14 protein-coding genes are annotated in these 18,826 nt (G+C 73.4%); 5 read left to right on the plus strand and 9 right to left on the minus strand.

The features are described 5' to 3' along the window. Positions 1-141: 141 nt before the first annotated feature. Together IE245_RS12905 and IE245_RS12910 are read right to left on the minus strand one after the other, a co-directional pair. Entirely contained in the window at positions 142-1,059 is a 918-nt protein-coding gene (locus IE245_RS12905) for a CopD family protein (protein WP_189946963.1), read from the minus strand. A gap of 79 nt (positions 1,060-1,138) precedes the next feature. Beyond that, complete coding sequence (locus IE245_RS12910) at positions 1,139-1,354, minus strand: EF-hand domain-containing protein (RefSeq protein ID WP_169086627.1); 216 nt, start codon at positions 1,352-1,354, stop codon at positions 1,139-1,141. A 75-nt stretch (positions 1,355-1,429) separates the two neighbouring features. Here IE245_RS12910 and IE245_RS12915 point away from each other — a divergent pair, with 75 nt between their 5' ends. Continuing rightward, positions 1,430-2,068, plus strand: a complete 639-nt coding sequence (locus IE245_RS12915) for a GNAT family N-acetyltransferase (protein ID WP_189946964.1) — start codon at positions 1,430-1,432, stop codon at positions 2,066-2,068. Between the two features lie 319 nt (positions 2,069-2,387). Here the strand turns inward: IE245_RS12915 and IE245_RS12920 are convergent, their stop codons facing one another. The 4 genes from IE245_RS12920 to IE245_RS12935 all read right to left on the minus strand — a co-directional run bounded on the left by IE245_RS12920 (position 2,388) and on the right by IE245_RS12935 (position 6,505). After that, complete coding sequence (locus tag IE245_RS12920; protein ID WP_189946965.1) at positions 2,388-2,888, minus strand: ATP-binding protein; 501 nt, start codon at positions 2,886-2,888, stop codon at positions 2,388-2,390. A 114-nt stretch (positions 2,889-3,002) separates the two neighbouring features. Further along, positions 3,003-3,770 carry an enoyl-CoA hydratase/isomerase family protein gene (locus tag IE245_RS12925; protein WP_189946966.1) on the minus strand — a complete coding sequence of 256 codons (768 nt, stop codon included), beginning with the start codon at positions 3,768-3,770 and terminating at the stop codon, positions 3,003-3,005. Positions 3,771-3,850: 80 nt separating this feature from the next. Then, the gene (locus IE245_RS12930; RefSeq protein ID WP_189946967.1) at positions 3,851-5,092 is read right to left on the minus strand and encodes an Ig-like domain-containing protein; all 1,242 of its coding nucleotides are present in this window, start codon (positions 5,090-5,092) and stop codon (positions 3,851-3,853) included. A gap of 195 nt (positions 5,093-5,287) precedes the next feature. Next, positions 5,288-6,505 carry a L,D-transpeptidase gene (locus IE245_RS12935; RefSeq protein ID WP_189946968.1) on the minus strand — a complete coding sequence of 406 codons (1,218 nt, stop codon included), beginning with the start codon at positions 6,503-6,505 and terminating at the stop codon, positions 5,288-5,290. A gap of 188 nt (positions 6,506-6,693) precedes the next feature. Here IE245_RS12935 and glgX point away from each other — a divergent pair, with 188 nt between their 5' ends. Continuing rightward, entirely contained in the window at positions 6,694-8,898 is a 2,205-nt protein-coding gene (gene glgX / locus IE245_RS12940) for a glycogen debranching protein GlgX (protein WP_189946969.1), read from the plus strand. Between the two features lie 147 nt (positions 8,899-9,045). Here glgX and IE245_RS12945 read toward each other — a convergent pair whose 3' ends face one another. Then, a complete protein-coding gene (locus IE245_RS12945; RefSeq protein WP_229851255.1) occupies positions 9,046-10,257 on the minus strand; it encodes an RNA-guided endonuclease InsQ/TnpB family protein in 1,212 nt (403 codons plus the stop codon). Positions 10,258-10,413: 156 nt separating this feature from the next. Between IE245_RS12945 and IE245_RS37925 the strand changes: the two genes are divergently transcribed. From IE245_RS37925 to IE245_RS12960, 3 genes are all read left to right on the plus strand, one after another. Further along, complete coding sequence (locus IE245_RS37925) at positions 10,414-12,210, plus strand: ABC transporter ATP-binding protein (protein ID WP_189946971.1); 1,797 nt, start codon at positions 10,414-10,416, stop codon at positions 12,208-12,210. After that, positions 12,207-14,066, plus strand: a complete 1,860-nt coding sequence (locus IE245_RS37930) for an ABC transporter ATP-binding protein (RefSeq protein WP_189946972.1) — start codon at positions 12,207-12,209, stop codon at positions 14,064-14,066. The genes IE245_RS37925 and IE245_RS37930 overlap by 4 nt, the downstream gene beginning before the upstream one ends. Positions 14,067-14,539: 473 nt before the next feature. Next, complete coding sequence (locus IE245_RS12960) at positions 14,540-16,567, plus strand: M4 family metallopeptidase (protein WP_189946973.1); 2,028 nt, start codon at positions 14,540-14,542, stop codon at positions 16,565-16,567. Positions 16,568-16,640: 73 nt separating this feature from the next. Here the strand turns inward: IE245_RS12960 and IE245_RS12965 are convergent, their stop codons facing one another. Together IE245_RS12965 and IE245_RS12970 are read right to left on the minus strand one after the other, a co-directional pair. Then, positions 16,641-18,158 (minus strand): sensor histidine kinase, encoded by a 1,518-nt coding sequence (locus tag IE245_RS12965; RefSeq protein ID WP_189946974.1) that lies wholly within the window; start codon positions 18,156-18,158, stop codon positions 16,641-16,643. Next, on the minus strand, positions 18,151-18,822 hold the full coding sequence (locus IE245_RS12970; RefSeq protein WP_189946975.1) for a response regulator: 672 nt from the start codon (positions 18,820-18,822) through the stop codon (positions 18,151-18,153). The genes IE245_RS12965 and IE245_RS12970 overlap by 8 nt, the downstream gene beginning before the upstream one ends. Positions 18,823-18,826 lie beyond the last annotated feature (4 nt).

Below are 18,826 nucleotides of genomic sequence, written 5' to 3' on the forward strand. Positions count from 1 at the left end.
TCCGGTGCGGTTCCCGACGGCTGCGCAGCCGGGACGAAACGTATCGGCGCGCCCCCTGCCGGGCAATAGGTCTAGGCCAATCCCGGCACGGATGGCCGGGAACTCCGGGAACGGCCGGTTCTCGCCGTCGTGGCCCGGTGGTCAGTGCCGCAGCCAGTGCGGATCCGGGACCACCGTGAGGAGGGCGGAGAGGGCCACGACCACGGCGAGGACGGCGAGCTCCACGCGGGCCGGAGGGGCCGCGTCGGCGCCGGAGCGCAGCCGGGAGCGGGCCGCCAGGGCCAGCAGGCTGGCGCCGCCGAAGAGGGCGAGCTTCACCAGCAGGACCCTGCCGTACGCGGTGGCGAACACCATCTCCAGGGGGAGGCGCCGCAGGGTGGAGACGGTGCCGGTGACGGCCAGGGCCGCGTAGACGCAGGCCGCCATCCGGGCGTACCGCAGGAGCACCGCCCGGCCGCCCCCGCCGCGCGGCCGCAGGACCCGCAGGACGTACAGCAGGGTGCCGGTCCAGAGCGAGGCGGCGGTCAGGTGGACGACGGTGAGCGCGGTGCCGACGCCGAAGCCGGCGGTCTCGGGGTGGGCGCGCAGCGCCTCGGCGGCGATCGCGGCGGCGAGCGGGAGGGCGGCGAGGCCGGGGCGCCGGGAGGCGGCGCAGACGGCGGCGAGGAGGCAGGCGTTGGCGGTGACGAGCAGCAGCCGGCCCTCGCGGAGCCCGTAGACGACGGGGAGGCTGAGGCCGCTGACGGCGGCGAGGAGCAGCAGGAGGCCGGCGGCGGCGCCCGCGGCGAGGAGGGCGCCGGGGACGGCGAGGGAGCGCGGCAGGGGCCCCCGGCCGGCGATCCGGCGGCCGGCGAGTTCGCCGACGGCGACGGCGAGGCCGGTCAGGAGGAGGAGCCGGAGCAGGGTGGTGGTTCCGGCCGCGGGTATGCGCAGTTCGCCGGTGCCCGCCCGGGCGAGGCCCGCGCCGAGGACGGCGACGGCGAGGACGCCGAGGACGGCGGCGGCGAGGGCCGCCGCGCCTCGGCGGCCGGAGGTGCCGAAGGGTCCGGGAAGCGTCACCGGACGATCGTCACCGAGCCCGGGAGGGGCGGCAACTCAGGGTGGGCGCCGCCCCGTCCCGTGACCGGTCGGGCCGGGGTCAGGCCTTGTTCAGGTGGGCCCAGAACTCGTCCCACGACAGCTGGCCGTCGCCGTTGTCGTCGCGCTGCTTGATGAGGGCCTCGGCCACCGTCTCGGTGACGTTGAAGTCGCCCAGCTGGGCCATGACGCTCTTGTACTCCGCGGCGGTGATGAAGCCGTCCCCGTCCACGTCGTACCGGTTGAATGCCGTCCGTGCCGACTCGATGTCCGCCACTGCTTCCGCCCCTTCTCGGTGCTGTTATGACGGGGGTCAGATTAGCTGGCCGTGCGGGTGTCCGATGATGGCGGTATGAGCACGGACGTGACACGGATCCTGGAGGCCGCGGCGCGCGGGGAGTTCCCGGCGACGGACGGCCGCACGACGGTGGTCCCGCAGCCGGACGAGCGGGACGCGGGGGTGCTGGCCTTCACGGCCCACTCGGTGGTCTTCGCGGACGTCGATCCGGAATGGGTGCGGGCGGAGCTGGCCGCGACCGGCGGCGACCCGCTGGCGGCGAGCATGAACCCCGGCTTCCTGGTGCGGCTGATGGCCAGGACCGGCCGGCGGATGAACACCATCGACCTGCTGACGGTCGCGGACGCCCTGCCGGGCCCGCCGCCGGTGACGCTGCGGGAGATCGAGGACCCGGAGCACCCCCGGGTGGCGCGGGCCCTGAAGTACCGGGACGACGTACGGGTGTGGGCGGCGGACGGCGGGGTGCTGGTCCTGGGGCGCGGCGTCGCCGGGCGGACGGAGGCGGCGATCGAGGTGGACGAGGCGGCGCGGCACCTGGGTCTGGGCCGGGCGCTGGCGACGGCGGCGCGGCACCTGACGCCGGATCCCGTGGTGTGGGCGCAGCAGTCGCCGGGCAACGCGCGGAGCGTGCGGACCTTCCAGGCGGCGGGGTACCGGCCGGTGGCCTCGGAGGCGCTCCTCACCGCGTCCTAGGGCACGCCCGGCCGTCCACTATGTGGATGATCGAGGGAAACAACCGATGAACCGCATAGTCATTCATGGTTTGCAAGGTGAGTGCCGCACGTCACCAACGATTCACAGTTAAAACGTGCCTAGATGTCCACATTGACAGCGATATGGGCGCTTGGCGGAGTGGCCTGCCGTCTGTCATAGTCGGTGACACGACCCCCATTGACCCGGGCAAGGTCGCCTCTGCGGCCGTGGATACACCCCCCCGTCCACGGCGCATCACACGGAAGCCCCCACGCGACCCCACCACGGCGCACGGGGGCTTCCGTGCGTCCGGGGCCGGTCAGCGGTCGGTGACCCGCATCTCGAACCAGGTGGTCTTGCCGCGCGGCCCGAGGTCCGCTCCCCAGCGGTCGGAGAGCTTGTCGACGAGGAAGAGGCCCCGGCCGCTGACGTCGAGCTCGGCCACCGGCATGAGGCAGGGCAGCCCGCGCGAGGGGTCGCGCACCTCGATCCGGATCCGGCCGGGGCGGCGCTGGGCGCGCAGCACGAAGACGCGGGCACCGGTGTGCCGGACCGCGTTGCCGACGAGTTCGGAGACCAGCAGGACGGCGTGCTCGGCGAGGTTCGGGCCGAGCCCCCACTGGCGGAGCACCACGTACTGGGTCATCCGGCGGGCGATCCTCGCCGACTCCGGGAGCGACGGCAGCCGCACGTCGGTCTCCGCCGGATTGCCGTACCGGTCCATCGCCGCGAGGGCCTCTTCGTCCTCCAGGGTCGGTGTCCACCGGGCGGCGGGCACGCCGCCCTGCCGTGGTTGTTCCCTGCTCTCCAGGCCCGCCATGCCCTCCATGATGGCCGCAGGAGACGGCCCGCGGGGGCCGTTCCGGTGGAATGGCCCCCGCGGGACGGCGTGTCGCCGTGACGGCCCGTCGGCTGACGGGCCGTCCGGCGGAGGTCAGGCGAACTTCGCCTTGCCCGGGCCCTCTTCGACGAAGCTGCGCATGCCGGTCTCGCGGTCGGCGGTGGCGAACAGCGCGGAGAACCAGGTCCGTTCGAGGGCGAGGCCGGTGTCGATGTCGGCCTCCAGGCCCTGGTCGATCGCCTCCTTGGCGGCGCGCAGCGCCACCGCCGGGCCCTGGGCGAGCTTCGCGGCCCAGGCGTGCGCCTGCTCGTACACCTCGGCGGCCGGGACGACCCGGTCGACCAGACCGAGCGTGAGGGCCTCGTCGGCCTTCACCATCCGGCCGGTGAAGATGAGGTCCTTGGCCCGGGAGGGGCCGACGAGCCGGGACAGCCGCTGGGTGCCGCCGGCGCCGGGGATCAGGCCGAGCAGGATCTCGGGCTGGCCGAGCTTGGCGTTGTCGGCGGCGATCCGGTAGTCGGCGCAGAGCGCGAGCTCGCAGCCGCCGCCGAGGGCGTAGCCGGTGATCGCGGCGACGACCGGCTTGGGGATGCGGGCGACGGCGGTGAAGGAGTCCTGGAGGGCGCGCGACCGCTCGACCATGGCCACGTGGTCCATGACCTGCATCTCCTTGATGTCCGCGCCGGCCGCGAAGACCTTCTCGCCGCCGTAGAGGACCACGGCCCGCACGTCGTCGCGGTCGGTGGCCTCCTGGGCCAGCTCGCGCAGCCGGTCCTGGGTGGCGATGTCGAGCGCGTTCATCGGCGGGCGGTCGAGGCGGATCGTGCCGACGCCGTCGGCGACTTCGAGGTTCACAGTCATGGAGGGAAGGTTAGTGGCCGTTAACGCCGGGGGGCCCGGTGCTGTTGCTCACAGCACCGGGCCCCGTCGCGGGAGCGGGCCTACGCGGTCCACTCCGCCCAGCTCATGTTCCAGCCGTTCAGGCCGTTCTCCGGCTTGATCTGCTTGTCCTTGGAGTTCTTCACGACGACGACGTCACCGATGATCGAACGGTCGAAGAACCAGGCGGCCGGGGTGGAGCTGTCGCCCGCGCCCCGGGTGTCCGAGAGGCCGACGCAGCCGTGGCTGACGTTCTGGGAGCCGAAGGTGGACTTCGGGGCCCAGTAGTTGCCGTGCACGAAGGTGCCGGAGGTGGACAGGCGCATGGCGTGCGGCACGTCCTTGATGTCGTACTCGCCGCCGAAGCCGACGGTGGCCCCGTTCATGCGGGTCACCTTGTACTTCTCGCTGATGACCATCTGGCCGTTGTAGGTGGTCGTGGACGGGGCGCCCGCGGTGATCGGGAGCGTCTTGATGATCTTCCCGTCGCGCTCGACCTTCATCGTCTTGGCGCTCGCGTCGACCGTGGAGACCTGGCGGCGGCCGATCGTGAAGGAGTACGTCTTCTTCTGCTTGCCGTAGACGCCCGGACGGCCCTCGACGCCGTCCAGGTTCAGCTCGACGGTGACCTTCGTCCCCGCCTTCCAGTACTGCTCGGGGCGGAAGTCGAGGCGGTCGTTGCCGAACCAGTGGCCCTCGATCTCGACGGCCGGCTCGGCCGTCACCTTGATGGCCTTCTCCACGGCCTCCGGGTCGGTGATGCCCCGGGTGAAGTTGATGGAGACCGGCATGCCGACGCCGACGGTCGTGTCGGCCTCCGGCGTGTAGTGGCCGATGAAGGTGTTCTTCGGGGTCAGCGTGGTGAAGGTGGTGTCCTTCGCGGACTCCCGGCCCTCGGCGTCCTTCGCGACCGCGTGGACCTTGTACTGGGTGCCGGCCGACAGGTGGGCCAGCGGCTCCCAGCTGGAGCCGTCGGCGGAGATCTTGCCCTCGACCGCGGTGCCCTTGGAGTCGGCGACGGTCACGGTGGTCAGCTTGCCCTGCCCGGCGGTGACCTTCAGGGCCCCGCTGGTGGCGACCGCGTCGGCGCCGTCCTTCGGCAGGACCGTGACGACCGCCTGGGAGGCGGCGTTGTCGGGGGCGGCGCGCCCCGGGAGCTCGGCCTTCCCCCCGTCGGGCGCGGTCTCGGCGGGCTCCCCGCCGCCGCAGGCGGTGAGGACCACCATCAGCGCCCCCGCGGCCAGTGCTCCGAGCCGGACGCCCCGCCGCCGTGCCGGCGTCCCCGATATCGGCTGCCCGTTCACTATGGTCTTCTCCCCTCGCACGGCCCGGCCGCCGGCCGGGCCCCACCCCCTGTGCGCACGTCCCGCGCACGGCGTTAGATAATCACACCGGACGACACGAAAGTTCCACGTGAATGTCACCGTTCAGTCCCAGTTGGGACGCGTCCGGAGGCGGGCGGGGAGCGGCCCGCGTCCGGCCCGGGGAACGGGGCCGGGTCAGCGGAGCGCGGAGCCCTTCTTCCACTCCTCCCAGTCCATGTTCCAGCCGCCCAGGCCGTTGTCCGGAGCGACCTTCCGGTCCCGGGAGTTGACCACCTCGACGACGTCGCCGACGAGGCTCCGGTCGAAGAACCACCCCGCCGGGGTGTCGGCGCCACCGCCCTTCACGTCCCGCAGCCCCACGCAGCCGTGGCTGACGTTGGCCGAGCCGAAGGTGGACGCGTCGGCCCAGTAGTTGCCGTGGATGAAGGTGCCCGACTCGGTGAGCCGCATGGCGTGCGGCACGTCCTTGATGTCGTACTCGCCCCCGAAGCCGACCGTGGCGCCGTTCATCCGCGTCACGTCGTACAGCTCGGTCACCACCATCTTCCCGTTGTACGTGGTGGTCTTCGGGGCGCCCGCGGTGATCGGCAGGGTGGCGAGCAGCCGCCCGTCCCGCCGCACCTCCATGGTGTGGGCCGCGGCGTCGACCAGGGAGACCTGGGAGCGGCCGACGGTGAAGCCGACCGTCTTGCGCTGGATGCCGTAGACCCCGGGGGCGCCCTCGACGTCCCGCAGGCCGAGCTCGACCGTCACCTTCGTGCCGGCCGCCCAGTACGCGGCCGGTCGGAAGTCGAGCCGCTCCTTGCCGAACCAGTGGCCCACGACCTCCACCGGCGGGTCGGCGGTGACCCGGATGGCCCGCTCCACCGCGGCGCGGTTCTCGACCGGCCGGTTGAAGCCGAAGGAAACGATCATGCCGGCGCCGACCGTGGAACGGTTCTCCGGAGTGAAGTAGCCGATGAAGCGGCTCTCCGGCACCACCGTGGTGAAGGTGGTGTGCCGGGCCGAGCGGCGCCCGTGGGCGTCGAGCGCCACCGCGTCCACGCTGTACTTCGCGGCGAGCGCGAGCCGGGTGCCGTCGGCGGGCCGCCAGCGCAGCCCGTCGGCCGCGATCGCCCCGGGCACCGCGGCCCGGCGGCCGTCCGCCACCTGGATGACGCTCACCCGTTCGAGCCGCCCGCTGTCCACCCGTACCTCCAGGGGCCCGTCCGCGGGGACCGCCCGGCTGCCGTCCTCCGGGCTGACCCGGATCACGTCGCCGGGGGCCCGCGCCTTGCCCGGGAGGTCCAGGCCGAGGCCCCCTCCCCCGTCCGATCCGGTGCAGCCGGCGAGGCCCACGAGGAGCCCCGCCACCGCGAGGAATTGCCCGGCCCGTTCCCATACACGTGTCACGCGTGGCCCAACGACGACCCCCCTCCAGGGGAAACGTCCGGGCGGGCCATGTTGGGCGGACCCCGGCGCGGGCAGAACAGGGAGGAGGACCGGGAGTACACGAGGGTGCGGGAGGACGCGCGGGGCCGGGGCCGGGACGCCCCCGCCCCGTCACGCGGGCCCCGCCGGAGCCGCGGGAGGCCAGGGCGGTGTCGAGCGCAGCCGAACAGCAGGCGGTACCGGAGCATGCCCCCGGACGGACCGCGCCCCCGGTGTGGCCGGGGACGCCCACCCCGCTCGGGGCCCGCTGCCGGACCGGCCCGGACGGGACCCGGGGCACCAACTTCGCGCTCTGGGCGGGCGGGGCGGAGGCCGTGGAGCTCTGCCTCTTCGCGCCCGACGGCACCGAGACCCGGCTGCCGCTGACCGAACTGACCCACGAGATCTGGCACGGCTTCGTGCCCGGCGTCGGCCCCGGGCAGCGGTACGGCTACCGGGTGCACGGCCGCTGGGACCCGTGGACCGGAGCCCGCTGGAACCCCGCGAAACTGCTCCTCGACCCGTACGCGCGGGCCGTCGACGGCGACTTCGCGGCGCTGCCCCCGGAGGCGTACGGACACGCCCGGGACTGGCCGCAGCAGCACGTCGCCGACACCGTCCGCGACGAGCGGGACTCCGCCCCGTACGTGCCCAAGGGGGTCGTCGTGCGGGACGACGACGACTGGTCCGACGACCGCAGGCCCAAGACGCCCTGGCAGGACTCCGTCATCTACGAACTGCACGTCAAGGGCTTCACCGCCCGGCACCCCGGCATCCCCGAGCGCCTGCGCGGCACCTACGCGGGGCTCGCCCACCCGGCCGCGGTCGACCACCTCGTCCGCCTCGGGGTGACGGCGGTCGAGCTGCTGCCGGTGCACCAGTTCGCCCACGAGGACCACCTGCTGCGGCGCGGCCTCACCAACTACTGGGGCTACAACTCGATCGGCTACTTCGCCCCGCACGCCGGCTACTCCTCGTCCGGCACCACCGGGCAGCAGGTCGGCGAGTTCAAGCGGATGGTGCGGGCACTGCACGCGGCGGGCATCGAGGTGATCCTCGACGTCGTCTACAACCACACGGCGGAGGCCGGCGAGCTGGGCCCCACGCTGTCGCTGAAGGGCATCGACAACCGCGGCTACTACCGGCTCCAGTCGGACGCCCGCCGGTACGCCGACTACACCGGCTGCGGCAACACGCTCCACGTCGTCCAGCCGCAGGTGCTGCGGCTCATCACCGACTCCCTGCGGTACTGGGTCACCGAGATGGGCGTCGACGGCTTCCGCTTCGACCTGGCGGCCGCGCTCGCCCGCTCGATGCACGACGTCGACATGCTCTCCCCCTTCCTCGCCGTCATCGCCCAGGACCCCGTCCTGCGCCGGGTCAAGCTCATCGCCGAACCGTGGGACGTCGGCAACGGCGGCTACCAGGTCGGTGCCTTCCCGCCGCTCTGGACCGAGTGGAACGACCGCTACCGGGACGCCGTACGGGACTTCTGGCGCGGCGCGCTGCCCGACGTCCGGGACCTCGGCTACCGGCTCTCCGGCTCCAGCGACCTGTACGCCTGGGGCGGCCGCCGCCCCTACGCCTCCGTCAACTTCGTCACCGCCCACGACGGATTCACGCTCCGCGACCTCGTCACCTACGAGCGCAAGCACAACGAGGCCAACGGCGAGGGCAACCGCGACGGCACCCACGACAACCGCTCCTGGAACTGCGGCGCGGAGGGCGAGACCGACGACCCGGCCGTCGCCGCCCTCCGGCTGCGCCAGCTGCGCAACCTTCTCACCACGCTGCTGCTCTCCACCGGGGTGCCGATGCTCGTCGCCGGCGACGAGATGGGCCGCACCCAGGGCGGCAACAACAACGCGTACTGCCAGGACAACGAGACCAGCTGGCTCGACTGGTCGCTCCCCGAAGACCCCGGCCGCGCCCAGCTCCTCGCCCTCACCCGGCGGCTGCTCGCCCTCCGCCACCGCCACCCGGTGCTGCGCCGCCGCGCCTTCTTCTCCGGCCGGCCGCAGGGCGCGGACGGGCTGCGGGACCTCGCGTGGTTCGGCCCCGACGGCACCGAGATGACCGAACGGGACTGGTACGCGCCCTCGGCGACGCTCGCCCTCTACCTGTCGGGCCGCGACATACCGGGCCGCGACGAGCGGGGCGAGCAGGTCCTCGACGACAGCTTCCTCGCCGTCCTCCACGCGGGCCCCGGCCCTCTGGACTTCCGCCTCCCCGGCCCGCCCTGGGCCCAGACGTACGAACGCGTCCTGGACACCGCCGAGGAGGACCAGACCGCGCCCCCGGGCACCCTCCACCCGGGCGGGGAGGTGCTCACGGTGGGGGCGCGGTCGGTGGTGCTGCTGCGGGTGGTGGGGTGAGGGCCACCGCCCGCGGGGGTCAGCGGAGGGTCACGTAGCAGGTCGACTTCTCGGCCCCCAGGAGACCGTGCCTTTCGGCCCGGTCTCCTGGGGCCGTGATTGCAGGTGGAGCGCGACCGGCCGTCGCGTGGTCCCCTGCGTCCGGAACTACCTTGCGGTGGTTCCGGGGCGGTTGACCGCGCCCCGCTTCCACACAGCGTCGCCCCGGTGGGCGATGTTGCGGGAACAGTTGTGGTCCGCGTGCGGGACCGCTCCGCAGGAGCGGCACACGAACCGTGCCTGGGACACCCTGTTCGTACGGTGGGTGCGTCTGCACTCCGAGCACTGCCGGGAGGTGTTGCGCGGGTCGACGAAGACCACGGGCACCCCCGCCCGTCGTGCCTTGTACTCGACGAAGGCGCCGAGCTGGGCGAACGCCCAGGAGTGCAGTCGTGCCCGCTGGTCCTTCTCGGCCGTGACCCTCTGCCGGATGCCGCCCAGGTCTTCCAGGGCGATCCCGCGCGAGGTGCGTTCAGCGGTGGCGACGAGCCGTTTGGCGATGATGTGGTTGGTGTTCGCCGCGTGACGGGACTCGCGGCGCCGGATGCGCTTCAGGGCCCGCTTGGCGGACTTGGTGCGCTTCTTCTGGAGTTTGGCCCGCAGGTTCACCATCCGCCCGCGGTAGCGGTCGAGTCGGCGGCCGGACATGATCTCGCCGTCCGAGGTGGTGGCGATGTTCACGATGCCCAGATCCACCCCGAGGAACCCGGACGGCTCGGACACCGGCGGCTCGGGGATGTCGATGGTGGCGATCAGGAAGAACATGCCGTCACGCATCACCGGATCGGACTCGCCCTTGCGAGACGCCAGCAGCTTCAGCGCCTCGGGGGAGCAGACGAACGGGATGCGCTTGATCCGCCCGGCCACCGTCCAGATCGACACCGTCCGGGCATCGAGGTTCCAGGTCAGGATGCGGTCGTCGAACGGCTGCGCCGCGTCCTCCCGGAACCGGATCGGCTTCGACTCCGCCCGCAGGCGGCGCTTCGAGCCCTCTCGGCCGAGATTCCCCGCCTTGATGTTGCCCTTCAGGGTGGCGTAGGCGTCGCAGACCTTCTTCACCACCCGCACCGCGGGCTGCGCCCCGAGGTCGTACTCCGCCTTGAGGGCGAAGTACACCTCCTTCTGCAGCACGTTCCGCCGCTTCAGGTCCTTGACGAAGGCCACCTCGGACGCGTGGTTCGCCGCCCGGTTGCAGGCACGCAGGGTCGCCGCCAGTGCGTCCGCGTCATGCGCGGACACCGGCAACAACTTCACCCGCGTAACAATCTTCACGCACAGCACGCTGCCACGACCAACCCCTGATAGTTCGCTCCTTCCCATGGCTCATGCAAAGGAGTGAACCCTCACGAAATGGCCCGCACCGCGGGTGCGGGAGGGTTGCGACCGGCCACCGAGGCACGACGGCGGCGACCGCACGGAGGGGCCGTCCGAAAATCGGGTGAGACGTGTCAGTGGTGAACCGTAGGGTCGGACCTGATGCCCGAGAAACCTGCCACCCCCGAGGACCGCCCCGCCGACCGTTCGGCGGTGCGGGTGCTGTTGCGGCTCTGGCCGTACGTCCGGCCCGTGCGCGGGCGGTTCTTCAGTGCCGCCGCCGTCGCGATCGTCGCCTCCTGTCTGTCGCTCGTCATTCCGCTGGTGCTCAAGTGGCTGGTGGACGGGCCGGTCGCGGACCGGGACCCGGGCGGGGTGTGGCTGGGGGCGTTGTACCTGCTGCTGCTGGGCTTCGCGGAGGCCGGTCTCTTCGGGCTGCGGCGGTGGCTGGTGGCCCGTCCGCTGTCCTCGGTGGAGGCGCGGATGCGGGAGGACCTGTACGGCCGGCTCCAGCGGCTGCCGATCGCCTTCCACGACCGGTGGGCGTCCGGGCAGTTGCTCTCGCGCGGGACGACGGACCTGATGCTGGTCCGGATGTTCCTGGCCTTCCCGCTGACCTTCCTGGTGGTCAACGGGGTGACGCTGCTGGCCGGCTGCGCCCTGCTGCTCGCGCAGGACTGGTCGCTCGGCCTGGTGCTGCTGACGCCGGTGGTGCCGGTGGTGGTGCTCTGCTCGTTCTTCGAGAGCCGGTACGCGGTCGTCGCGCGCCGCGCGCAGGACCAGGTCGGCGATCTGACGACGGTCGTCGAGGAGAGCGTCCTCGGCATCCGGATCGTCAAGGGCTTCGGCCGGCACCGCAGCCAGGCGGAGTCCTTCCGCCAGCTCGCCCGGCTGCTGCGCTCCACCGAGCTGGCCAAGGCGCGGCTGCTCGCGCTGATCTGGGCGCTCATCACGATCCTGCCGGAGCTGGCGATCGGGGCGACGCTGGTCCTCGGCACGGTCCAGGTCGCGGACGGGGACCTGTCGGCGGGCACGCTCGTCGCCTTCCTGTCGACGGCGCTCGCGCTGCGCTGGCCGGTGGAGTCGATCGGCTTCCTCCTGGCGATGAGCCAGGAGGCGGCGACGGCCACCGAGCGGTACTTCGAAGTGATGGACGCGGAGGCGGAGCCGGACACGGCGGTGGCGGGCGGCGGGCCGGCCGCCGGGGGCCCGGACGGGGTGCGCTTCGAGCGGGTGTCGTTCCGGTATCCGGACGCCCCGGAGGGGACGCCGCCGGTCCTGGACGGCATCGACCTGCACATCCGGCCCGGGGAGACGCTCGCCCTGGTCGGCGCCACGGGGTCCGGCAAGACGACGCTCACCGCGCTCGTCCCGCGGCTGCACGAGGCGACCGGCGGGCGGATCCTGCTCGACGGCGAGGACATCGCCCTGATGGACCGGGAGCGGCTGCGGTCGCTGGTGTCGGTGGCCTTCGAGGAGCCGACGCTCTTCTCGGCGAGCGTCGGGGAGAACGTGCTGATGGGCGCCGGGCAGGACGCCGGCGGGGCGGAGCTGCGGCGCGCCCTGGGGATCGCGCAGGCGGACGGTTTCGTGGACCGGCTGCCGGAGGGCGCGGGGACGCAGGTCGGCGAGCAGGGGCTGAGTCTGTCGGGCGGGCAGCGGCAGCGGCTCGCGCTGGCGCGGGCGGTGGTCGGCCGGCCGCGCTTCCTGGTCCTGGACGATCCGCTGTCGGCGCTCGACGTGCACACGGAGGCGCGGGTGGAGGCGGCCCTGCGCGAGGTGCTGAAGGAGACGACGGCGCTGGTCGTGGCGCACCGGCCGTCGACGGTCATGCTGGCCGACCGGGTGGCGCTGCTCTCGGGCGGGCGGATCGCGGCGGTCGGCACCCATCAGGAACTGCTGCGGAGCAGCGGCGAGTACGCGTGGCTGATGGCCGGCGAGGGGGACGGGGAACGATGACGGAGACCACGCTCGCGCGCGCGGACGAGGAGGAGCGGGCGGACGGGTCGGGTCCCGGCTCGGGCGATCCGTTCGATCGGGACGATCTGCCGGCGCCGCGCGGGGCGACCGGGGCGCTGCTGCGCTCGCTGCTGGCCGGGCACCGGTTCGCGGTGGCGGTGGCGGCGCTGGTGCTGCTGGTGAAGGAGGCGGCGGTCCAGGCGGGCCCGCTGCTCGTGGCGTACGCGATCGACCGGGGCGTGCCGGCCTTCCGGGCCGGTGACCACGGGCCGCTGATCGCGGTGGCGGTCGGCTACCTGCTGTGCGCGGTGGGCGCGGGGGCGCTCCAGTACGGCTTCGTGCGGGGCGCGGCGCGGATCAACCAGGACGTGCTGCTCGACCTGCGGGGGCGGATCTTCCGGCACGCGCAGGTGCTGAGCGTGGACTTCCACGAGCGGTACACCTCGGGGCGGCTGATCTCGCGGTCGACGACGGACGTGGAGTCGCTGCGGGAGCTGCTGTCGGAGGGGCTCCAGGAACTGATCGGGGTGGTGCTGTCGTTCGTGTCGATCTCGCTGGTGCTGCTCTGGCTGGACCTGGGGATCGGCGCGGTGGCGGTGGCCTCCTTCGGGCCGCTGTACCTGCTGGTGCGGAGCTACCGGCGACGGGCGGGCGCGGTGTACGCGGAGCGGTCGACGGCGATCGCCGGGGTGATCGTGAAGTTCGCGGAGACGATGAACGGCATCCGGCCGGTGCGGGCCTTCCGCCGGGAGCGGGTGAACGACGCGGAGTTCGCGGGGCTCAACCACCGGCACGAGCGGAGCAACGGGGACGCGCTCCTGGAGATGGCCCGCTATGTGGTGGGCTCACGCCTCGTGGCGAACACGGCGGTGGCCGGAATGTGCCTGTGGGGGGCCTACCGGGTCGCGGAGGGTTCGCTGGAGCTGGGCGTGCTCGCGGCGGCGGTGCTGTACGTGCGGCGGCTGTACGACCCGATCGACCGGCTCGGGATGTTCCTCAACTCGTACGAGTCGGCGGCCGCTTCGCTCACGAAGATCGCGGGGCTGCTCGCGCAGGAGCCGGGCGTGCCGGAGGCGGAGGTCCCGCGGGAGCTGCCGGAGCGGGTGGGGGCGGCGCCGGGCCGGGAGGTCGTCTTCGACGGGGTGCGGTTCGCCTACCGGACGGGCGGCGAGGTGCTGCCCCGCTTCTCCCTGCGGATCCCGGCCGGGCAGACGGTGGCGGTGGTCGGGGCGACCGGCGCGGGCAAGTCGACGCTGGCGAAGCTGCTCGCCCGTTTCTACGACCCGACGGAGGGCCGGGTGCTGCTCGACGGCGTGGACCTGCGGGAACTGTCGACGCCCGAGCTGCGGCGGGGTGTGGTGATGGTGACGCAGGAGGCGTTCCTCTTCTCCGGCACGGTCGCGGAGAACATCGCGATCGGCCGCCCGGACGCGACCCGGGAGGAGATCGAGCGGGCGGCGAAGGCGATCGGCGCGCACGAGTTCATCGCCGGCCTGCCGGACGGCTACGACACCGACGTACGGAAGCGGGGTGGCCGGATCTCGGCCGGTCAGCGCCAGTTGGTGGCCTTCGCGCGGGCGCTCCTGGCGGATCCCGCGGTGCTCATCCTGGACGAGGCGACGAGCTCGCTGGACGTGCCGGGCGAGCGGGCGGTGCAGCACGCGATGGACACGGTCCTGGCGGGCCGCACGGCGGTGGTCATCGCCCACCGCCTGTCCACGGTCGAGGTCGCGGACCGGGTCCTGGTGATGGAGGCGGGCCGGATCGTGGAGGACGGCGCCCCGGCCGAACTGGTCGGCGGCGAGGGCCGTTACGCGGGCCTCCACCGCGCCTGGCGCGACTCGCTGGCGGGCTGACGGGACGGCGGGCCGGGCGAACGCGTCGACGTGACCCGGAGGGGGCGGTGGGGCGGCGTCCGACGGTCCCGGCCGGACGGCCCGGGGCGCGGACGCGGAGGGTCCTGTTCCCGCCGAAATATTTCGGCCATCGGGTCGGTAAAGGCGCCTCGTGTCCGAAGGGCGGGACGGTGGGCGGCGCCGCGGCCGACCGCCGCGCGGGCCGTGCGGCGTTCCCGCACGCCGAACGGGGTGTGACGCTTCACCCGCGATCGACGAAACGTCCGGTTAACGAACCCGGCCGTGCGCGCAGCGGACGACTTCCGGCCAAGTTGTTGACGCGGTCCTGACAGGTACCGGCGGTAGCTGCGACTCTCTCCCAGGTTCCTCGCAATCGCGTTCGCCGCATCACCCGTTCGTGTGTCACCGCTCTGTTTGCACCGCCCGGCCCGCCCACCCAGCGGACCGGTACCCCCCTCGCAAAAGGAGTCCGCGTGAGATCCACGCCCAGCCGCCGTGCCACCGCGACCGGCGCACTCGTCGCAGCCGCCGCCATGCTCGCCGTCGGCGTCCAGGCCGGCAGCGCCTCCGCCGACAACCCCGGCACGGCCGCCGCCCCGGCGTCGGCCCTCGGGAAGGTCAACCCGGGCAAGCTCCCCGCCGACCTCTCCCCCGCCCAGCGCACCGCGCTGATCAAGGCCGCCGACGCCGACAAGGCCGAGACGGCCAAGGAGCTGGGCCTCGGCAGCCAGGAGAAGCTCGTCGTCCGCGACGTGGTCCAGGACCGCGACGGCACCACCCACACGCGCTACGAGCGCACCTACGCGGGCCTCCCGGTCCTCGGCGGCGACCTGATCGTGGCCGAGACCGAGGCCGGCACCACCACCGGCGTCGCCAAGTCCTCCCGCGCGGAGCTGAAGAACGTCGACCTCGCGGCCACCGTCGCCCCCGCCGCCGCGGAGAAGCAGGCCGTCGGCCTGGCCGCCGCCGAGGGCTCGAAGGCCACCAAGAGCGAGCGCGCGCCGCGCAAGGTCGTCTGGATGGGCCAGGGCGGCGCCCCGGTCCTCGCGTACGAGACCGTCGTCGGCGGCCTCCAGCACGACGGCACGCCGAACGAGCTGCACGTCGTCACCGACGCCAAGACCGGCGCCAAGCTGTACGAGTGGCAGGCCGTGCACAACGGCACCGGCAACACCCAGTACAGCGGCCAGGTCACGCTCGGCACCGCGCCCTCGTACACCCTGACCGACACCGGCCGCGGCAACCACAAGACGTACAACCTCAACCGCGGCACCTCCGGCACCGGCACGCTCTTCTCCGGCGCGGACGACGTCTGGGGCGACGGCACCCCGACCAACCTGGAGACGGCCGGCGCCGACGCCCACTACGGCGCCGCGCTCACCTGGGACTACTACAAGAACGTGCACGGCCGCAGCGGCATCCGCGGCGACGGCGTCGGCGCGTACTCCCGGGTCCACTACGGCAACGCCTACGTCAACGCCTTCTGGCAGGACTCCTGCTTCTGCATGACGTACGGCGACGGCGCGAACAACGCCAAGCCGCTCACCTCCATCGACGTGGCCGCCCACGAGATGACCCACGGCCTGACCTCGGTCACGGCCAAGCTCGTCTACAGCGGCGAGTCCGGCGGCCTCAACGAGGCGACCTCCGACATCTTCGCGGCGGCCGTCGAGTTCTACGCCAACAACCCCAAGGACCCGGGCGACTACCTCGTCGGCGAGAAGATCGACATCCGCGGCAACGGCACCCCGCTCCGCTACATGGACAAGCCCAGCAAGGACGGCTCGTCCAAGGACGCGTGGTACTCGGGCATCGGCTCGATCGACGTCCACTACTCCTCGGGCCCGGCGAACCACTTCTTCTACCTGCTCTCCGAGGGCAGCGGCGTCAAGACCGTCAACGGCGTGACCTACGACTCGCCGACCTCCGACGGCCTGCCGGTCACCGGCATCGGCATCGACAAGGCCCGGATGATCTGGTTCAAGGCCCTCACCACCAAGTGGACCTCGTCCACCAACTACGCGGGCGCCCGCACCGGCACGGTCGCGGCCGCCGAGGAGCTGTACGGCGCCGGCAGCCCCGAGGCCCTCGCCGTCCAGCACGCCTGGGCCGGCGTCAACGTCGGCACCCGCCCCGGCGGCACCACCCCCGGCAAGGTCTTCGAGAACACCGCCGACGTCGCCATCCCGGACTCCCCCGGCGCCGCGGTGACCTCGACGGTCAACGTCACCGGCGTCACCGGCAACGCCCCGAGCAACCTCTCCGTCGGCGTGGACATCGTCCACACCTACATCGGTGACCTCGTGGTCGACCTCGTCGCCCCCGACGGCTCGGTCTACAACCTGCACAACCGCTCCGGCGGCAGTGCGAACAACATCGCCCAGACCTACACCGTGAACGCCTCCTCCGAGGTCGCCAACGGCGCCTGGAAGCTCCGCGTCCAGGACAAGGCCGGGGCCGACACCGGCTACATCAACGGCTTCAAGCTGACCTTCCCGTAACCCGGGAGGCACGGCCCGAGGCAGCGCGCGACGGACGCCCGGAGGGATCCCATCCCTCCGGGCGTCCGCCCGTTCACCCCAGCTCGTCCCGCGAGCTCAGCCGCCCGCCGGTGAAGCACAGCCGGTAGACCGGCACCTCCGCGAAGACCGTCGCCCGGTAGTACCGGCACTCGTCCGCGCCCACCGGCTCCGGCGGCAGCCCCGCCGGCGGCGCCTCCAGGGCGTGGTCGGGCAGGTCCTCCACCAGCTCCGCGTACTCCTGGCCGACCAGCAGCCGCGCGTAGTTGTCGGGCTCCAGGTACGAGCGGGACTGCGACCACAGCGCCACGCCCGCCGTCAGCACCGACAGCGCCGCGAGCAGCGCCAGCGGGATCCAGATCGCCCGCACCAGGTCCTTCCGCACCCGGCGGCGGGCCCGGTCCAGCTCCCGGGCCGAGGTCGGCGCGGCCGGCACCGCGGCCGGCGTCCGCCGCGGCAGCACGGCCGTCAGCGCGAAGCCGCCGCCGCGCACCGGACCGTGGGTCAGGGTGCCGCCCGCGAGCCGGACCCGCTCGTCCAGGCCGACGAGCCCGAAGCCCCCGGAGCCGGACTCCCCGACCCCCTCGCCCGGCCCGCTCACCACCCGTACCGTCACCCGCGACGCGGCCTCCCGCAGCTCGACGGTGACGGCGGCGCCCGGGGCGTGCTTCGCCGCGTTCGTCAGCCCCTCCTGCACCACCCGGTGCAGCGCCCGGCCCGCCATGCCCGCCGGCTCCGGCACCGGCCCGTCCCCGCGCAGCGTCACGTCGAGCCCCGAGGCCCTGGCCCGGTCCACCAGCTCGCCCACCGTCTCGTCCGACGGCGTCGTCGGCGCCCCCTCGCCCTCCTCCCGCAGCACCCCGATGACGTCCCGCAACCGCTCGGTCGCCTCCGCCGCCGCCCGCCGCAGCTCGCCCGCCGCCCGCTGCTGCTCGGGCCCGAGCCCCGGATCCACCTCCAGGGCGCCCGCCCGCACCGCGATCAGCGCCAGGTCGTGGCCGAGGGAGTCGTGCATGTCGCCCGCGATCCGCGACCGCTCCCGCAGCCGCTCCCGGTCGGCGACCGCCGCCTGCTCCCGCTCCATCCGGTCGGCGAGCTCCCAGCCGCTGCGCACCAGCCGGTCGTACTGGCGGACGTACCGGCCGACCAGCCAGGGCGCCACGATCGCCAGGGCGAGCGCCAGCATCAGGGTGAACCAGGGTCCCAGGGAGGTGCCGGTGAGCCGGGTGAGCACCAGACCCACGGCGGCCACCGTCCCGAACAGCAAGAGCGAGCCGCGGGTGTGGTCCTGCCGCCGTCCGGCGAGATAGCCGAAGGCGACCAGGGCGAGGCTGTACGAGGGCGTGAACAGCTCCAGGGAGGCGGGCAGGCTCGCGGCGACCGTGACCGCGAGCGGCAGCAGCGGCCACCGGCGGCTGACGGCGACGCAGCCGCCGAGCACGGTGACCCCGGCGGCGACCTGGAACCAGGACCCGCCGTCGTTCGGGTCGGAGCGCAGCAGCACCGGGAGCGAGAGCAGCAGCCACAGCGCCAGGTCGAAGAGGCGCCGGCGCGCCGCCGGGACCTCAGGCACCGGAGGGCCCCGGGGCGGCGGCGAGGCCCGCCTCGTGGGCGAGGACCGCGAGCTGGACGCGGTTGCGCAGGCCGAGGCGGGCGAGGACGGCGCTGACGTGGGCCTTCACGGTGCCCTCGACGACGTGCATGCGGGCGGCGATCTCCTGGTTGGAGCAGCCCGCGGAGAGCAGCGAGACGACCTCCCGCTCCCGGCCGGTGAGCGGGGCGAGCCGGGCCCGGGCGGCGGCGGCGCGGGTGAGCCGCTCGCCGCCGAGGGTGTCGATGACCCGGCGGGCGACGGCCGGCGAGAGGGCGGCGCCGCCGGAGGCGACCGCGCGGACCCCGGCGATCAGCTCGCGCGGGTCGCCGGACTTCAGGAGGAAGCCGCCGACGCCGGTGCCGAGGGCCCGGGCGATGTAGTCGTCCTCGGAGAAGGTGGTGAGCATGACGACCGCGGTCTCCGGCAGGGTGCGGCGGAGCGCGTCGGCGGCGGCGAGGCCGTCGAGCCGGGGCATCCGGATGTCGAGGAGGGCGACGTCGGGCCGGTGGAGCCGGGCCAGCTCCACCGCCTCGTGTCCGTCGCCCGCCTCGGCGACCACCTCGATCCCCGGGTCGGTGGTGAGGATGGCCCGCACCCCGGCGCGGATCATCGTCTCGTCGTCGGCCAGCAACACCCTGATCATGCCG

Source organism: Streptomyces roseolus (assembly GCF_014649855.1).
GTDB lineage: Bacteria > Actinomycetota > Actinomycetes > Streptomycetales > Streptomycetaceae > Streptomyces > Streptomyces roseolus.